Origin of the sequence: Kribbella sp. VKM Ac-2571, from assembly GCF_004362255.1 — a bacterium.
Taxonomy (GTDB): Bacteria; Actinomycetota; Actinomycetes; order Propionibacteriales; family Kribbellaceae; genus Kribbella; species Kribbella pratensis.
In genome coordinates this window covers 193,072-209,687 of sequence record NZ_SNWS01000015.1, presented here as the reverse complement: position 1 = coordinate 209,687, position 16,616 = coordinate 193,072, and the positions used below count along the sequence as shown (strand labels likewise).

Here is a 16,616-nt window from a genome sequence, read left to right as displayed (position 1 = left end):
CATGACCGAGATCCGTGCCTACCCCGACGGTCCCCTGCTCGTCCGCGGCCAGTTCGACCTCCTGGACGAGAACGGCGATCCGATACCAGCCGGTCGCCGTACGATCGCGCTGTGCCGCTGCGGGCGCAGCGGCATCCCTCCGTTCTGCGACGGCACCCACACCCTGCCGATCGCCCGCCCGCCGAAGAAACCGACCAGCAATACATGATCGGGGGCTTGCGGGGCACCGGATGAGCAGGTACTGAAACACCCGCGGGTTTATCAGCTGCCGAGGTCGCGCGCGTTGAAGGTAGCAGCGCGCGCGACCGTTCCAAGCCAGGTCCGAGCGGCTCGCACCAGTGCTGTCACGCCTGTCGGCAGGGTGGGTTCGATCACCGGGGCGAACAGGGGCGAGTGATTCGACGGCAACCCCTGCACGACCCTCTGCAACGCGGCGATGTCGGTGGCACCGGCGAACGCCTTCGGCTCGGCGCCGCCGAGCAGCCAGAACACGCAGGGCGCGGCCGCCGCGGTTGCGAGCACGCCGACGTCTTCGCTGCCGGTCACCGGGCCGGGATCAACGACCGACTGAACGCCGAACTCGTCCTCGAACGCCAAGCGGGTGCGTGCCACGCCGTCCGCGTCGTTGACGACCGCCGGGAAGGACATGGTGCGCGCGATCTCCGGTGGCTTCGGCGCACCGGAGGCCGCGGCTTCTCCGTTGACGACGCGTTCGATGGCGGACAGGACGGTCTCGCGCACGTCTGGATCAAAGGTGCGGATACTCATCAGCAGCTCGGCGTCGTCGGGAATGATGTTCTCCTTCGTGCCCGCACGCAGCGCGCCGACGGTCAGTACGGCGGTGTCGGCACCGGCGACCTCCCGGGAAACCACGGTCTGGAGCCGCATGACCGTTGCCGCCGCCATCACGACCGGATCGACGGATACCTCCGGCCGCGAGCCGTGTGCGCCCCGCCCGTGCATGGTCACCTCCAAGGTGTCGGCCCCGGCGAACGACGGACCCGCACGCAGGCCGATCACTCCGGCAGGAAGCGGTGCCACATGCTGGCCGAGTACGACATCGGGGGTGCCGAACCGGTCGTACAGACCGTCGTCGACCATTGCCTGGGCGCCTCGGCCGAGCTCCTCGGCCGGCTGGAACACGAGGAGGAGGGTTCCCCGCCAGCTGCTGGTGTCCGCGGCAAGCATCTGAGCTGCGCCCAGCAGGCAGGTGACGTGCACGTCGTGCCCGCAAGCGTGCATCACCGGAACATCATGGCCGGCGTGGTCGGTCGCGCGGGCCGTGCTGGCATACGGCAAGCCGGTCTGCTCCGCTACCGGCAGTGCATCCATATCGGCGCGCAACAGCGCGACCGGGCCGGTTCCGTTGCGTAGCACGCCGACGACGCCGGTGCCGCCGACTTCACTGGTGACCTCGTAGCCGAACGAGCCGAGGTGCCTGGCAACGATGCCGGCGGTACGGGTTTCCTGCAGCGAAAGCTCCGGATGGGCGTGCAGGTCACGGTAAACCTCGGCGAGATCGAAGGAATCGCTCATCGTGGGCCTCGTCACCCGAAACGACGTGGGGTTCCCGGGCGCTGTTCGAAGGAATCGGCTCTTCGGACGGGCGATCCACGTCCCGCCCTGCATCCCAGACTCCGCATCCTTCGGTGTGCCGACCTCGCCCGATCCGGGTGATGTCGTGACTACTCCACCCCGCCGTCCGGCCGACGGGCCGGTGGGACCTGCATGACCTCGATGATGTCGACGCCGAGCATGTCCAAGTGGTTGAGGATGCCGGCCAGCGCCGCCTGGTCGGCCAGGTAGCCGTGCAGAACTGTCTGCGCCGGCTCTGCATCCGCTGCCAGTGAAGGGAACGCGTCAGTCAGTTCGCGCGACAGGTTGCCATTGACCCGGATGACGTAGTGGCCCATGGGAACGCCCCTTTCACGGCCCGGCGCCACGACTCTGCTGCGACCGGCGCGTCAGCGACTCCCCCGGATCGGGGGATGGTCGCCGTGGTTGCGGACCGCAGGCTGGTTGATGTGGCCGAGTCCCCGCAGCCGGCGCTGCCGGCCGTTCCTCCGGCACCGCGAAGGATCCCGAAGCCGCTGGTACGCCTTGGCCGGGTGGTTCTCGTCGCGGTCGTGGCCTGGTTGCTGCTCCGGCTGCTCCGCGGCGTCGACTGGCATGAGGTCTGGCATGCCCTCACCCACCTGAGCCTCTGGCAGATCGCCGTACTCCTGGTCGCGATGCTGATCCGTCGCTCGGTCCTCGCCGCTCCGATCGCGCTCTTCATCGCCGGTCTGAGCTACTTGCGAGCGATGGTCAGCGATGTCGCCGCGGCGGCCGTCGCCACGATCGCTCCCTCTCCCGGCGACGTCGTGATCCGGCTGGCGATGTTGCGATCGTGGGGCATCGACGGTACGGACGCCGCGTCCGGACTGACCCTCGGGACCATCCTGTTCTACATCGCCCGGCTGGGTGCACCCGTGATGGGTTTTGCCGTCTTCTGGGCGGGCCGCGAGTTCTATGCGCCCTTCGCGTGGTCCGCCTTGGTGTTCGGCGCAGGCGCCGCCGCACTCCTCGCCGGCACGCTGTACGCCTTGCGTGCCGAGCGGACCGCCGCGATGCTCGGACGCCTGCTGGGGCGGTTGATCCGCCGAGTACGCCCAGCGCGTCCAGGACCCGAGGTGTGGGAGCAGCGGCTGGTCTCGTTCCAGTCGCACAGTGCGCATCGGATGCGGCAGCGCGGCTGGCTCGCCGTACTCAGTCAACTGGTCCTGATCGTCGTAGAGGCAGGCGTTCTCGTGCTCTGTCTGGCTTTCGTCGGCGTCCAGGTCGACGGCCCGGTCCTGCTGATCCTGTTCTGCAGCTTCCTGGTCATCTATCCGCTGACCGGTCTGCCGTTGATGGGCGCGGGAGTTCTGGATGCGACGTACGCCGCCTTCGTCTCGAACCACAGTGCGATCGAGGCGACGGATCTCGTGGCGGGACTGCTCGTCTGGCGAGTCGCCGTCCAGTTCGTGCCGGTCGCCGTAGGCCTGCTCGCGATCCTCTGCTGGCGACGCTCCAGCAGCGGCAACATCACCCGGATCGGGTGAGACGCGGTGATCTACGGGAGGCGGGCTCTGGCACTGGCACTGTCCGCCATCATCACCGTGACTATCCTCTGGCGCCCTGATCACGCCGTCGCCGCGGACGGCCCGCAAGACGCTGCCGCACGGATGTTGGCCGAGCGGTACTCGCCCGTGGTCAGGCTCCAGAAGGACTCGGCAGACTGCGCGAACGGCGAGCAGTTCCAGCCCACCGATGTCGAAGCTGTCCTGGGTGACCAGCAGGTCGCACTTCGCGGCCCGTGGCGACCACCCGACCTGGTGAAGTCGCAGCCGACCGCCGGCGACCTCGGCCGCGGGTTCCCGGGGCATTTCCTGGACTTTCCCGGCGATCCCCTCCGGCCGGGCTGCGACTATGCCGAGTGGTCCGCGCGGATCAATGCCGCGCATCCGGCGACCGTCTACGCACATGTCGCAGCGGATCCCGGTTTCCCCGGGCAGCTCTCGCTCGAATACTGGTTCTTCTACGTCTTCAACGACTACAACAACACGCACGAAGGAGACTGGGAGTCGATCCGGCTCGTGTTCGACGCGGCGACGCCTGCCGCCGCGCTGGCGACACATCCGACGGCGGTGGGCTTCAGCCAGCACGGCGGAGCGGAACGTGCCAGGTGGGGCGACGCGAAGCTCGAGCTCGTCGACGAGACGCATCCGGTCGTCTATCCCGCGGCAGGTTCGCACGCCAACAAGTACGGCCGCCGCCTGTATCTCGGCCGCGGCTCGGAGGGCCTGGGGTGCGACGACACCACCAGACCACAGCCCGCGATCCGGCCCCGCGTCGCCTACGTGCCGATGGCCCGAGCCGACTATCTGAAGCAGTATCCCTGGCTGGCCTTCGAGGGACGCTGGGGCGAACGGCAGCGGTCGTTCTTCGACGGTCCGACCGGACCGAACATGAAGACCTCCTGGACCGCGCCCATCCAGGACGCCGAGTCGACCTGGCGCGACGACAGCAACACGGTGCCGGCGGGCACCGTGCTGGGGCCGAGCGGTACCGGCGCCTTCTGTACGGCGATCGGCACCGGATCGGTCCTGCTCCGCCAGACACTCGACCGGACCTGGTTGCTCGGCCTCCTGCTCGCCGCATTGGTGGTGCTGATCTGGTTCGCGGCGAGCCGGACCCGCTGGAGCGACGCCGATCCTCTTCCGGCACGGAAGCGGCGGGCGTGGGGCCAGGCGATCGTTGCCGCGCTGCGCTTGTTCCGGCTCCGACCAGGCCTGTTCGCGGGCTTCGCCACGGCCTTCGCGGTGCTCGGCCTGGTGACCGTGCTGTTGGCAAGACTGCAAACAGCCAGGCACGACGCGCCCGCCGATCTCGGCGCTCCGACCGACAATGCGACCGGTTTCTGGGCCTCGCTGGTCGCGTTGGGTGTCACGATCCTGACCATGGCGACGTACGTCGCTCTGCTGGCGGCCGTCACGGCGACGCTCGACCAACTGGATCGAGGGGTCCCGGCGACGACCGACGCCGCGCTGCGCCGGGTGGTTGCGGACCGGCGACCGCTGACCCGCGCAGCGGGGCAGTACCTCCTGGTGATCACCGTCCTCACGATCTTCGTCGCGACGATCCCTGTCGCCATCTACTACGCGGTGAGTCGGGCCTTTGCCATACCAGCCGTCGTGGCCGAGCAGTGCTCCGGCCGTACGTCGCTCAGACGCAGCCGCATGCTGGTGAAGGGACGGTGGTGGCGAACCGCCGTACCACTGGCGATCGTCGTCGGGCTCGCGCTGGCGGTCGGGCCCGCCGCGGGTATCGCGATGCTGCTCGGCACGGACTGGCCGGCGACCTTGATCAACGTCGTGTCGTCGATCCTGTTCGCTCTGGCGATGCCGGTCGCGTCCGCCGCCGTCGCGTACCTGTACTTCGACCGGGTGGTCGCTCTGCAGTCACCCGGATCGGGTGAGCTGCCGCTCGTACCCCGAACCTACGCTCGAGAGGGCTGAAGGGAGTGTCGAGCGCGACATGCCACCGCAATCTCAAGCCCCGCCTGACCGCAGCCGGCTGCTGTGGATCGTGATCGCGGAGGGCGTGATCGTGGCCGCGCTGGTCATCGCGCTCGTCGTCGTGACCGTCCGGCGCCGCGACGGTGCCGCGGCCGCGTCGTCATCCGTCGATGCGGCGGACCCCGGTACGGCGATGTGCGCCGCGATCCCGGTCGCGAACCAGGTTCTGCCGTCGGTCGTCACGATCTCAGCTCGCCGAGGCGCCCAAGCCGGCACGGGTTCCGGGCAGATCTTCAAAGCAGGCGGGTACATCCTGACCAACGACCACGTCATCTCGGTCGCCGCGGGTGGTGGCAGCGTCTCCGTCCAGTACAGCGACGGTCAGAGCTCGGACGCCGCGATCGTGGGTCGTGATCCGAGCACCGACCTAGCCGTGCTCAAGGCCGCCGACGGCGCGAAGGACTACCCGCTGATCGCCATGGGGTCGTCAGGACCGCTGCAGGTCGGCCAGCCGGTGATCGCGCTCGGCGCTCCGCTCGGGCTGTCCAGCACTGTCACCTCCGGCATCGTCAGCGCATTGGATCGCTACGTACCGGTGCCCGGCGACGGGGTGACTCACCATCTGATCGGTGCCATCCAGACGGATGCGGCCATCAACCCCGGCAACAGCGGAGGCGCCCTCGTGGACTGCGCCGGGCGTCTGGTCGGCGTCAACGCCGCCATCGCCACAGTCCCGGATGCGGCCGGTACCAGTGGCGGCGGAAGTGTCGGCCTCGGCTTCGCAATCCCGGTCGACCTCGCGAAACCGATCGCCGACCAGCTGATCCGAACCGGGCAACCCGGCCACCCGACGACCGGCCTCCAGGTCCAGGAGATACCACCCGCGGTGGCCAAGGCCGCAGGATCCCCGACCGGGCTCTTCGTGCTCGCGGTCGACACCGGCGGCCCGGCCGCGAAGGCCGGGCTGAAGGCCGGCGACATCATCACCAAGATCGACGGCGACCCGGCCGTCAGCGCTGAGCAGATCGTCGTCGCCACGTTGACCCGTCAGGCCGGAGACACCCTCGAGCTCACCTATGTGCGGGCCGGCAAGTCCGCCACCACCACCCTCACGCTCGCCGCTCCGTAGGGCTCAGCCCGCGGGTGGGACCGGCTGCGAGGCGAGCAGGTCCAGGCCGAGTCGGCGGGCCAGGAACTGTGCCGCGAGTTGACCTTTGACGCTGTTGCCCGCCTGATCCAGCCGCGGGCCGAAGGTTCCCAGCGCGCCCTTACCGGGTGAGACCGTCACGATGCCGCCACCGATGCCGCTCTTACCGGGAACCCCGACGTCGAGCAGCCAGTCCCCCGACGTCTCGTACAGTCCGGCGATCGTCATCACCGCCAGCGTCACCCGAGCCACGTCGGAGTCGACCACGCGTTGCCGGGTCGTCGGGCACACGCCGCCGTCCGCCAGCGTCGCTCCCATCGCCGCGAGGTCCGCCGCGGTGACCGACAGGCAGCTCTGTCTGGTGTACAGCTCGGTCGCCTCGGCGGGATCCCCGGCCAGGCCGTCGACACTGCGCAGCAGCGCGGCGAGCGCCCTGTTCCGGTGGTTCGTTGCCAGAGCCGACGCCAGTACGTCGTCGTCCGTCACGAGCTCGCGCCCCGCGAACCGCGACAGACCGTCGACGAGGAACTGCCAGCGGTCCTCCACCGAGCCACCCGGCGTGAGGCTGGTTGTCGCGATCGCACCGGCGTTCACCATGGGATTCGTGCGGCCGGCCGCGGACTGCTCGACCGCCTTCACCGAGTTGAACGGCAGTCCGGTCGCGTTCACGCCGACGAGCTTGCGTACGGCGTCGACACCGATCGCGTCGCAGATCAGCGCGAACACGAACGGCTTGGCGACACTCATGACAGTGAACGGCCGGCGCGACTCACCCGCCTCGAACAGCCGGCCGTCGGTGGCCGCGACACAGACTCCGAACGAGGTCGGATCAACCCGGGCCAAGGCGGGATAGACATCACTCACCGTGCCGTCGCCGACGGCACGGAATCGCTCGTACGCCGATTGGACCAGCTCGGCGATCGTCACAGGCGCGGGCAGGCCGCCGGTCGACACGTACCGACCCGGCGCCGGCATGTCAGAACGACCAGACCAACGGGATGATGACGAGTGCCGTGAGCAACCACCACGCCATGATCGGCAGTCCCAGCTTCCAGTAGTCGGAGAAGCGATAGCCCGCCGGGCTCATGATCATCATGTTCGCCGGCGTCGAGATCGGCGTCAGCAGCGACGCCGCACCAGCGACCGCGATCAGCATCAGCACCGGCTTGACCGACGTACCGGTGCCATGGGCCGCCGCCACCGCGATCGGCGCGACGATGAGCACCGTCGCCGTGTTGCTGACCACCTGGCCGAGGACGGCGGTCAGGACGAAGAGTGCGAGCAGCAAGAGATACGGACGACCGGGACCGACCACGTCGATGACCAGATCGGCGATCCGGTCGGCGCCGCCGCTGGACTGGATCGCGGCCGACAACGGGATCAAGGCGCCGATCAGTACGACGATCTGCCAGGAGATCGCGCGATAGGCCTGGGCCGGCCGGACGACCCTGGCCAGCACCATCGCCGTGGCGGCCAGCAGACCGGCCATCGCCGGGGGCACCAGCCCCGTCGCGAGCAGCACCACCATCGCGGCCAGGATCGCGACAGCCACCGATGCCTTGGCACCCCACGGCACGGCCTGGCGCCGGACGAGCTCGGGCGAGTCCACCAGCAGCACGTCCCGGTCGCGGGTGAGCTCGTCCAGCGCGGACCACGCCCCGTGTACGAGCAGCGCGTCTCCCGGAGCCAGCTGGGTCGGCTTGTTGCCGCGGTCCTTGCCCATCCGTTGCACCGCGACGATGACCAGGTCCGGTCCGCGGTGCATCCCGGGGAAGACCGTCTCACCGACCAACGACGACCTCGGTGGGATCACCGCCTCGACCACGCCCGCCTCGCGATTCATCAGCTCGTCGAGCCGTGCCGGCGCCATGCTGACCGCGAGCCGGGAGTCGACGGTCAGGTGGCTGACCTGGTCCTTCGGGCCGGCCACGACCAGCACGTCGTCGACCGCGAGAGCAGCGTCGACGCGGTACTGACCCGCTCCGTTCTGGACGCCGACGATCGCGACCCCGGGGTACGGCGTCAGGTCGAGATCGCGCACGCCGCGGCCGAGGAACGGCGACAGTTCGCGGACACGGAGCCGGTAGAAGCCGTCAGCCCGGGCGTAGTGAAGATCGAGTGTCTCCGCGTGCAGGGCGAGGTCCACCGTCGGATGGGCGGGTCGTGCCGCCGGCAACAGCTTCGGACCGAGCAGGATCGAGATGGCGATGGTGCCGGCCACAAGCGGCACCCCGACCACGGCGAACGAGAAGAACGGGAACGCGCCCTCGCCGGCATCGGCGGCCGCCTCCGACACGATGATGTTGACGGGCGTGCCGGTCAGCATCAGGAGTGCGCCCGCGCTGCCTGCGAACGTCAGCGGCATCAGCATCCGCGACGGCGGCTGGCCGATCCGGATCGCGAGCATGACCACGAGGGGCAGCAGCGCGGCGACCGCACCGTTGAGGGTGATCAGGGCCGACAGCACCGCGCACAGGGCGGTCACGGCGATCAGCAACCGGGTCCGCGTGGTCCCGGCGTACCTCACGATCGTCTGCCCGGCCCAGGCGGTGACGCCGGTCGAGTCGATGCCTTCGCTCACCACGAACAGCGTCGCGATGAAGATCACCACCGGGTCGCCGAATCCCGCGAGTACCTCGGTGAACCCGAGCACACCGGTCGCCCACAACGCCAGACCTGTGAGTACTGCGACCACCTCGACGGGCAGCCGGTTCCACACGAACACGGCGACGGTGAGCCCGAGGATGATCAGGCTCAGCGTTCCGTCGTCCATGACCCCTGCCCACAATGCCTAACGGTGCACCGGAGCGTCCGGGCCCCACGGAATCCCGATGGCGTACCAGGCGACGTAGAACAGCGTCCACGTCACCAGAACGATGCCCGTGTAGGGCAGCATCATCGACACCACGGTGCCGATCCCCGCCTTCTTCCGGTACCGCTGGCACACGAGCACGATGAACGGCAGGTAGACCATCAGCGGGGTGATCACGTTGGCCGGCCCGTCGCCGACGCGGTACGCCGCGATCACGGTCTGCGGCGCGATGCCCAGCCGGTAGAACAGCGGCACGAAGATCGGCGCCAGGATCGCCCATTTCGGAATCACGCCCGGCATGATCAGGTCGATGACGAAGACGAGCAGGATGAAGCCGATCAGCAACGGCAGGGCTCCGATGTCGGCCCGCTCGAGCAGGTCCGCCAGGCCGGTGGCGGCCAGTGTCGAGATGTTCGTGTAGTTGAAGTAGGCAATGAACTGGGCGATCAGCAGCATCAGGAAGATCAGTCCGCCGAGGCCGTTGAAGGTCTTCACGATCGCGTTGATGACGTTCGTACTGCCGGTCAGCGACTTCGCGCCGCGACCGTATCCGAGACCGGCCGCGAGGAACAGCATCGAGATGATGAAGAGCAGGCTGCTCATGAACGGCGACGACCCGAAGATCTCACCGGTGTCCGGGTTGCGCAGCGGCGCGCCCGGGATGAACGTCAGCGCCGAGACGATGGCAACGGCTACGAGCAGGTAGTACACCGACCACCGCAGCCCGCGGGACTCCAGCGCCATCTCTTCCTCGGTGGGCTGGTGATCGACCGGCGCGTCGGACGGCGCCTCGGCCGGGTCGTACTTGCCGAGCCTGGGTTCGAGCAACCGCTCGGTGATCACCGTCATCACCAGTGCGCAGAACAGCGTCGCGGCGATGCTGAAGAAGAAGTTGTGCGTGACGTTGAGGTGGACGTCGGGGGCCACCAGCGCCACCGTCTCGTTGGTCACCTCGGTGATGATGCCGTCCGCCGGCGTGATCAGGATGTTGACGAAGAACGCGGCGCTGACCCCGGCGTACGCCGCCGCGATGCCGGCCAGCGGATGCCGCCCGAGGGACGCGAACGCGGCCGCGCCCAGCGGGATCAGGACCAGGTAGCCGGCGTCGGAGGCGACGCTGGAGATGCCGCCCAGCAGAACGATGATGAACGTGATCAGGCCCTTGGGGGCGACCTTCACCATCTTGCGGATCAGGGCGGCGATCAAACCGGCCTCCTCCGCGACCCCGACGCCGATCATCGCGACCAGGATGACGGCGACCACACCGAAGTCGTTGAAGTTCTGGACGGCGGTGGTGAAGATGAACCGGATGCCGTCACCGGTCAGCAGACTCTCTGCCGTGATGGTCTCGTGGTGGATCTTGAAGTCCGGTACGGCGGGCGCCGGAGGGGCATCGTTGCCCGGGACGCTGGTCCCCTGTGGGTACTGGGGTGCGACCTGGACCGTCGCTGGTTCGGCGACCTCCGTGGTCACGCTGGTCCCGGCCCAGGACAGGATCTGGGACAGCACGATGACGATGACGATCAGCGCGAGGAAGATCAACGCCGGATGCGGAACCTTGTTCCCCGCGCGCTCGATTCCGTCGAGGACGCGCTGCATCGCGCTCGGTTTGGCGTGCTTCTCCGCGGCCGCCTTCGCGTTCATGGCAACGACTCCGGGCGGTTGAAGGCGAGGGCGAACTCGATCAGCAGCTTCGTGCCGGAACCGGTCGCGCCCCGGTTCCGCCACGTCCGGGGCTGCGGGAGTTGCGCCGTACCGGCGATGTCGATGTGGGCCCACGGATGACCGTCCACGAACTCCTCGAGGAACAGTGCCGCGGTGATGGAGCCTGCATTGACGCCGCCCATGTTCGTGAGGTCGGCGATCGGTGAGTCGAGCTGCGAGCGGTACGAACGGTGCAGGGGAAGCTCCCAGACCGGTTCGTCGACGGCGTCGCCGGCGCGCCGCAACTGCTCCACCACGCCTCGGTCGTTGCCCATCACACCGGCGATCTCGACGCCGAAGGTCCGCAGGCATGCACCGGTCAGCGTCGCGATGTCGACGATGGCGTCAACTGGCTCCTCGGTCGCGAGGGCCAGGGCGTCGGCCATCACGAGACGCCCTTCCGCGTCGGTGTTCAGTACCTCGACCGTCGTACCGTTGCGCATCCTGAGGACGTCGCCGAGCTTCAGCGCCGACCCGGACGGCATGTTGTCGGTGCACATCAGGTAGCCGGTGACCGCCGCCGTACAGCCCAGAGCACGCAGCGCTGTCATCGACGCGAGGACCGCCGCGGCGCCGGTCATGTCGTTCTTCATCTGGGCGTGCGACTCGTCGCTCGGCTTCAGGCTGATACCGCCGGAGTCGTACATGATGCCCTTGCCGATCAGGGCGATCCGGCCGGTGGGCTGCTCCGGCCGGTAGCGGAGCCTGATCATCCGCGGCGGTTCGACGCTGCCGCGGTTGACTCCGAGCAGTCCGCCGCAGCCCAGCTCGATCAACTGGTCCTTGTCGAAGACCTCCACCTCCAGCCCGGCCGGCGGACCTACCTCGAGGGCGACCTCGGCCATCCGGACGGCCGACAGCGTGCTGGCCGGGCAGTTCGACAGATCGCGGCCGAGGCAGTAGGCCTCCGCGATGACGCGGCCGCGCTGGACCCCCGCGGCGACCTCGTCGGCCTGCTCGTCGGAGGCCACCACCAGCAACGACTCGAGCAGCGGGCGATCGGCGTCGCGGCCGACGAAGTACCGCCAGCGTGCCAGCAGCACTCCCTCGGTCGCGGCCTGCGCGTAGTCCGAGACGGAGATCCCGACGTCGCGGGAGGGAACCTCGATCGCGAGCCGGCGGTGCCAGGGGACGGCCCGGGCGAATTCGGCGGCCAGGTCACGGACGAGCGTGGTGTCGAGCTGATCCGGCGTACCGGTGCCCACGGCGACCCGGACCGGACCGTCCGCCGTGGGCCGGACGAGCGTCTGGCCGCGTTGCGCGGTGAAGCCTGCCGACGCCAGACCGGCCGCGTCGGTTCCGAGCTCCTCGGCCGGCTCCGCGCCGGCCGACACCGGGACCGCGAGCGCGTCCGCCTCTTCCATTGCCTGCTTCAGTGTTCCGATGCCGACCGAGGGGCGGTGCCGCGTCGAGGGAATCGGGTCGAAGTCGCCTGGGATTGTGTTCACGAGATCTCCTCGGGCCGGAGCCTCCGCTGTACCGCGGTCGCGCTGGAACGGTCGCCTTCGACCGCTGGGTCAGCTCTGCAGAGCTTGGACGAGCTCGTCCTCGCGCTCCTTCGTCAGGTTCGTCTGGAGGACCGTCGGTCCGAACGGTTTGAGCGCGTCGACGACCCGGTCCACGGTGGCCGAGCGGGCCAGCAGGAACACGGCGGCGTGGTCCTCCTGCAATTGCCGGCCGACATCCTTGATCAGCTGGTCGTTGATGCCGACATCCGTGAGCTTGCCGGCCAGCGCACCGCTGGCGGCGCCGACGGCGAACCCCGCGAGGGGATTGAGGAAGATGAGTCCGATCAAGGTGCCCCAGAGCGCACCGCTGGTCGCTCCGGCTCCGGTCAGGTTCATCGTCTGCTGGATGCGCACCTTGCCCTTGGCATCCTTGTAGGCGATCGCGGCGTCTTCTCGCTGCAACAGCTCCTGCTTGGCCAGCTCCTCGGTCAGCTGGACGACGCGCTCCGCGTCCTCACGACTGTCGAGGCCGAGTACCACCAAATGGGTCATGCCGGACTCCTCCCTGAGGGCGCCACGACTTTCCGCGCCGGACGCCTATCCCATCAACCGCCCGCACAGTCGTCCTCCTCCGATTAGGGTGAGTCCCCCGGGCGAGCGGCGCGGGCCAGGAAGCCGGACAACGGCGCAGGGAGCTGCGCGGGGCGGTCGCCCCAGTCGTAGACGACCGCGGTGCCCGCGATCAGGTCGTGCAGGGCACGATGTTCGCGGTGGAACACGATCGGCAGGAAACCCAGCCCGGCCGGCAGCACGCTGACCGGGAACGCCAGCACCCGGAGCAAGGCCTGGCCGGGCCGGAGCGTGGCGCCGTCGGATCGCACGACGCGCAGTCCGACGAGGCTCTGCCCCGGGGTCCGGGCCACGATCGCGAGAAAGCCGAACGCGTAACAGAACGCGAGGACTCCGAGCCCGATCGTCGACGGCGGCCGCCGTACGGACAGGCCCCAGAAGGCAGTGGTGAGCAGGTCGAGTCCGGCCAGGCCGATCGTGAACGACGAGACGACGATGAGAACGTCGAGCACGGTCGCCACGGCTCTGCTCACGGCGCCTGCGTAGTGACCGCTGACCGTCAGGCGTTGTTCCATGCCTGCTCCGCGTCTGCTAGCAGCCGTGGCGCGGTCGGCTGCGGGCCACGTCGGAGCAGCCGCACGACGAGCATGTCCAGTACGGCGTCGAGCCCGGCCAACTGCCGGCGGACAACGTCGAGCACCGATCCGGCCAGCCGTGCCTGACTCTCGACCACGATCCCGGGCAGGCCGGAGCGCCGTACCAGCCGCTCGACGTCGATGCGCTCCGCCAACGCGTCCAGGTCGACGCGCTCCAGCAACCGTTCGAGATCCACACGGTCGACCAGCCGGTCGATCTCGATGCGGTCGAGCAGCCGGTCGAGGTCGACCCGGTCGAGTACGCGGTTGACGTCGATGCGGTCCACCAAGGCGTCGACGTCGATGTGGGACAGGATCAGGTCCGGCTGGACGGTCTCGACGACCCGGCCCGTGACCTTGCCGGCGAGCCGCCCCAGCACCGCGGTCGGGCGGTTCATCGGGCCGTTCCCGTCCCAGAGCTACCGTGATACGTCCTGTCCCCCGTCCGGCGCGCCTGCCGCCCACCTTCGTTCGCGCCTCACCGGCGGTGGATCACCCGCTCCGGGTGAGCCACCCGTCCGTCAGCCGTCGAGCGATCGTCGTACGGCGCTGCGACGCCTCACCTGCTACGGGGGATGAATCGGCTGTCCGGAGGCCTGGGTCAGGCCGACGTCGCGGGCGACTCGGAGGGCCGCGGATCGCTTCTCCACGCCGAGTTTGCGGTAGAGCGCCATCAGGTGGGTCTTGACGGTGTTCTCGGTGATGTACAGCGCCTGGGCGATCTCGCTGTACGAGTTGCCGAGCGCAAGCTGATCGAGCACGTCCGCCTCGCGCGCCGTCAACCGGATCCGTGCACCGTTGACCGTCGCGTCGAGTCGACGCGGCGGCGACAGCTGCGCATCCGGCCTGGTACGGGCCAGCAATGTCCGCTCAGCGATGTCACTCCCCGCCGCCAGGTACGCGGAGAGTTGCTCGAACGCTGCGGCGGCGAAAGGTTGTGGGTTCGGGCCGGCGAGATGACTGCGCAACAGGTCGAGGAACACCGGTTCGGCGGCCCCGGCCGGGACGAGCGCATGCAGATTTCGCTGCGGAGTCACCCGGTTCAAGGTGTCGACCAGCGAGGCCTCCGCGGCCGGCCGGTCGCCCAGGCGACCCAGCAGGACCGTTCGGAACGACGCCGCCGCGGCCGCGACCAGAGGATGCGGGTTCAGCCCCTCGAGGACCCGATCGATCAGCCTCACGGTGGCTCGCGGATCGCCCTGGCCGAGCGACAGCAAGGCCCGGATCAGCTCGGCCTCGGTAGCGTTCCCGCTGCGGTCGAGCTCCCGGACCTGCACCTCGACACCGGCCTGGTCCCCGATCAGAACCGCCAGCCAGGAGCGCAACAGCGCGAGATCGCGCGACAGGAACGACGGCAGCGGTCCAGCTGCCTCCGGATCCCCGGTGAGCTCGGTGGACGCCTCGTCGAGACGGCCGGCCTCGATCAGGAGCACCGACCGCAACATCGAACGCAGCGCCGTGACCACGGTGTCGGAGCCGGCCAGGTCGGTCTCGACCACACGCTCGTACCAGGACCACGCACGCGCGAGGTCGAGCTGGTTGAGAGCCGCGAACCCGAGCACGAGCTGGGCTCGAACGGCATAGACCTGCGGTAGCCGGTCCTCGACGACGTCGAGAGCAGCCTGCGCCGACCGGGCCGCGTTCTGAATCTGGCCCCGCACGTACTGCACGATCGCCCGATGCGCGAGCCCGCCCGCAACCAGGCCCGGATGGTCGGCCATCCGGGCCGTGACGAGCGCCTCGTCCAGATGGGCGAGCGCGGCGTCGAGATCATCCGCCCAGGTCTCCGCGGCAGCGAGGTCGATGAGCAACCACGCCAGCCGCTCCGGCGCCAGTACGGCGTGCCGGCTGTCGCCGTCGGCCGAATCCGGTGCCACCAGGTTCCGGGCCCGGTCGATCGCGGCATGCACGTCGTACCAGCCGTACCGCGATTGCCACAGTCGCAGCAGTACGGCGTCCGCCGCGAGCGCGTCGTCGTCCGGTGTCGCCGGATTCATCGCACCGGCAAGATCGTCGGCCGACGCCGCGTCCATGACGGCACCGGCGACGTCCCCGGAGACGCGCCGGAGCAGACCGCGGACACCGATCAGGTGCGGGTGGTCGGCCAGATATCCGTCCGGGAGAGCGTCGAAGCCGGCCGTGACGAGGTCGAGGTCGCCGGCAGCGAGGATCTCCGGCCCGTGCCCGAGCACGATCCGGGCGACGAACTCCGGATCCGCGGCGCCCAGTGCGCTCCGCAGCGCGGTCGCGCCGTCACCGCGATTCTCGTAGTGCAGCGCCGACCGCCGCTGTGCGGCGACAACGAGCCGCGCGTCGTCCGCGCTGGCCGCGGCCCGCCGCCGGAGCAACTCGACCAGCAGCGGGTGGTACCGGTACAGTGGCTCGCCGCCGGGATCGGCGACGTACGCCGTCACCAGCAGCCCGTTGCCGGCGAGCTCCGCGAGCATCGCGCCGGCCTCCGGGTCACCGCTGAGCATCACGGCCTGCGGCCCGGTCACCGAGCCGGGCCCGAAGGTGCTCAGCAGCATCGCCTGCACCCGGTCGCCGAGGGTGCTGAGGCTCTCTCCGAGGAGGAGATCGAGCACCGGTCGCTGATTCGCGGGCGGCCACACGGCGACCCCGGAGGCGGCGAACGCCCGCGCCGCGAGAACCAGCGCGGCCGCCCAGCCCGCGGTGTGGGTCTGGAACAACTCGACGTCTTCCTCGGTGGCCTCGCTGGCGTGGGCCTGCACGAGCGCGGTGGCCTCGGCGTCGGTGAAGCGCAGATCCCGCGATCGCAAGGTCAGTGCCATCCCCCGCAGCTCGAGCTCGGACACGGGCAGCGGAAGGTCGTACCGCGTGGCGAGGACGAGCCGGACGGCCTGCGGCGACTCCCGCAGTACCTGCAGGACGTCGGCCACCATCGCCGCGGGCAGCAGCTGCGCGTCGTCGACGACGATCGGATCCGGCGGGCTCGGCACGTCACCACCGATGACGCGCCGAAGGGATTCGGCCAGCGCGCCGGGCGACTGCCCCGACACCCACATCACGGGCTCCCCGGATCGTCGTCGCCGGGCCATCCAGTCCGACAGCAGCACCGTCTTGCCGGTACCGGCCGGTGCGACCAGCATCGTCAGCGGCGCCCGTACGCCGAGGTCGAGAGCGGAATGCAAACGGTCGCGGGTCACAAGTGTCAGCGGCGGCCACGGAACTCCGCCACTGGCCGCAACCCGGAATTCGTCCCGCTCCTGCTCGGGCGTCGGGCTGATCACCATCGTCGCC

At 69.4% G+C, this 16,616-nt stretch carries 14 protein-coding genes; 4 read left to right on the top strand and 10 right to left on the bottom strand.

Features of this window, described 5'->3' with window-relative positions:
- The first annotated feature begins 1 nt into the window (after window position 1).
- Window positions 2-208 carry a CDGSH iron-sulfur domain-containing protein gene (locus EV651_RS29930; RefSeq protein ID WP_133788607.1) on the top strand — a complete coding sequence of 69 codons (207 nt, stop codon included), beginning with the start codon at window positions 2-4 and terminating at the stop codon, window positions 206-208.
- 53 nt (window positions 209-261) lie between these two features.
- Here the strand turns inward: EV651_RS29930 and EV651_RS29925 are convergent, their stop codons facing one another.
- Together EV651_RS29925 and EV651_RS29920 are read right to left on the bottom strand one after the other, a co-directional pair.
- Window positions 262-1,629 carry an amidohydrolase gene (locus EV651_RS29925; protein WP_238157277.1) on the bottom strand — a complete coding sequence of 456 codons (1,368 nt, stop codon included), beginning with the start codon at window positions 1,627-1,629 and terminating at the stop codon, window positions 262-264.
- A gap of 56 nt (window positions 1,630-1,685) precedes the next feature.
- Window positions 1,686-1,913 carry a hypothetical protein gene (locus EV651_RS29920; RefSeq protein ID WP_133788606.1) on the bottom strand — a complete coding sequence of 76 codons (228 nt, stop codon included), beginning with the start codon at window positions 1,911-1,913 and terminating at the stop codon, window positions 1,686-1,688.
- A 111-nt stretch (window positions 1,914-2,024) separates the two neighbouring features.
- Here EV651_RS29920 and EV651_RS29915 point away from each other — a divergent pair, with 111 nt between their 5' ends.
- The 3 genes from EV651_RS29915 to EV651_RS29905 are packed head-to-tail and all read left to right on the top strand — an operon-like array spanning window position 2,025 to window position 6,168.
- On the top strand, window positions 2,025-3,083 hold the full coding sequence (locus EV651_RS29915) for a lysylphosphatidylglycerol synthase domain-containing protein (RefSeq protein ID WP_166658834.1): 1,059 nt from the start codon (window positions 2,025-2,027) through the stop codon (window positions 3,081-3,083).
- A gap of 57 nt (window positions 3,084-3,140) precedes the next feature.
- Window positions 3,141-5,039 carry a hypothetical protein gene (locus EV651_RS29910; protein WP_133788604.1) on the top strand — a complete coding sequence of 633 codons (1,899 nt, stop codon included), beginning with the start codon at window positions 3,141-3,143 and terminating at the stop codon, window positions 5,037-5,039.
- A gap of 19 nt (window positions 5,040-5,058) precedes the next feature.
- Complete coding sequence (locus tag EV651_RS29905) at window positions 5,059-6,168, top strand: S1C family serine protease (RefSeq protein ID WP_133788603.1); 1,110 nt, start codon at window positions 5,059-5,061, stop codon at window positions 6,166-6,168.
- A 3-nt stretch (window positions 6,169-6,171) separates the two neighbouring features.
- On the opposite strand, the gene glsA is transcribed toward EV651_RS29905, so the two are convergent.
- The 8 genes from glsA to EV651_RS29865 form a co-directional block, all read right to left on the bottom strand.
- Window positions 6,172-7,161, bottom strand: a complete 990-nt coding sequence (gene glsA / locus EV651_RS29900; protein ID WP_133788602.1) for a glutaminase A — start codon at window positions 7,159-7,161, stop codon at window positions 6,172-6,174.
- A 1-nt stretch (window position 7,162) separates the two neighbouring features.
- The gene (locus tag EV651_RS29895; protein ID WP_133788601.1) at window positions 7,163-8,959 is read right to left on the bottom strand and encodes an SLC13 family permease; all 1,797 of its coding nucleotides are present in this window, start codon (window positions 8,957-8,959) and stop codon (window positions 7,163-7,165) included.
- Between the two features lie 18 nt (window positions 8,960-8,977).
- Window positions 8,978-10,642, bottom strand: coding sequence for an AbgT family transporter (locus tag EV651_RS29890; RefSeq protein WP_133788600.1), 1,665 nt, complete (start codon window positions 10,640-10,642; stop codon window positions 8,978-8,980).
- Window positions 10,639-12,150: a M17 family metallopeptidase gene (locus EV651_RS29885; protein WP_202870565.1), complete on the bottom strand. Its 1,512-nt coding sequence runs from the start codon at window positions 12,148-12,150 to the stop codon at window positions 10,639-10,641. The genes EV651_RS29890 and EV651_RS29885 overlap by 4 nt, the downstream gene beginning before the upstream one ends.
- Before the next feature lie 69 nt (window positions 12,151-12,219).
- On the bottom strand, window positions 12,220-12,702 hold the full coding sequence (locus EV651_RS29880) for a DUF1269 domain-containing protein (RefSeq protein ID WP_133788599.1): 483 nt from the start codon (window positions 12,700-12,702) through the stop codon (window positions 12,220-12,222).
- A gap of 83 nt (window positions 12,703-12,785) precedes the next feature.
- Window positions 12,786-13,295, bottom strand: coding sequence for an RDD family protein (locus tag EV651_RS29875; RefSeq protein ID WP_133788598.1), 510 nt, complete (start codon window positions 13,293-13,295; stop codon window positions 12,786-12,788).
- Complete coding sequence (locus EV651_RS29870) at window positions 13,280-13,753, bottom strand: hypothetical protein (RefSeq protein ID WP_133788597.1); 474 nt, start codon at window positions 13,751-13,753, stop codon at window positions 13,280-13,282. The genes EV651_RS29875 and EV651_RS29870 overlap by 16 nt, the downstream gene beginning before the upstream one ends.
- 168 nt (window positions 13,754-13,921) lie before the next feature.
- The gene (locus tag EV651_RS29865) at window positions 13,922-16,609 is read right to left on the bottom strand and encodes a LuxR C-terminal-related transcriptional regulator (protein WP_133788596.1); all 2,688 of its coding nucleotides are present in this window, start codon (window positions 16,607-16,609) and stop codon (window positions 13,922-13,924) included.
- Window positions 16,610-16,616: the final 7 nt, after the last annotated feature.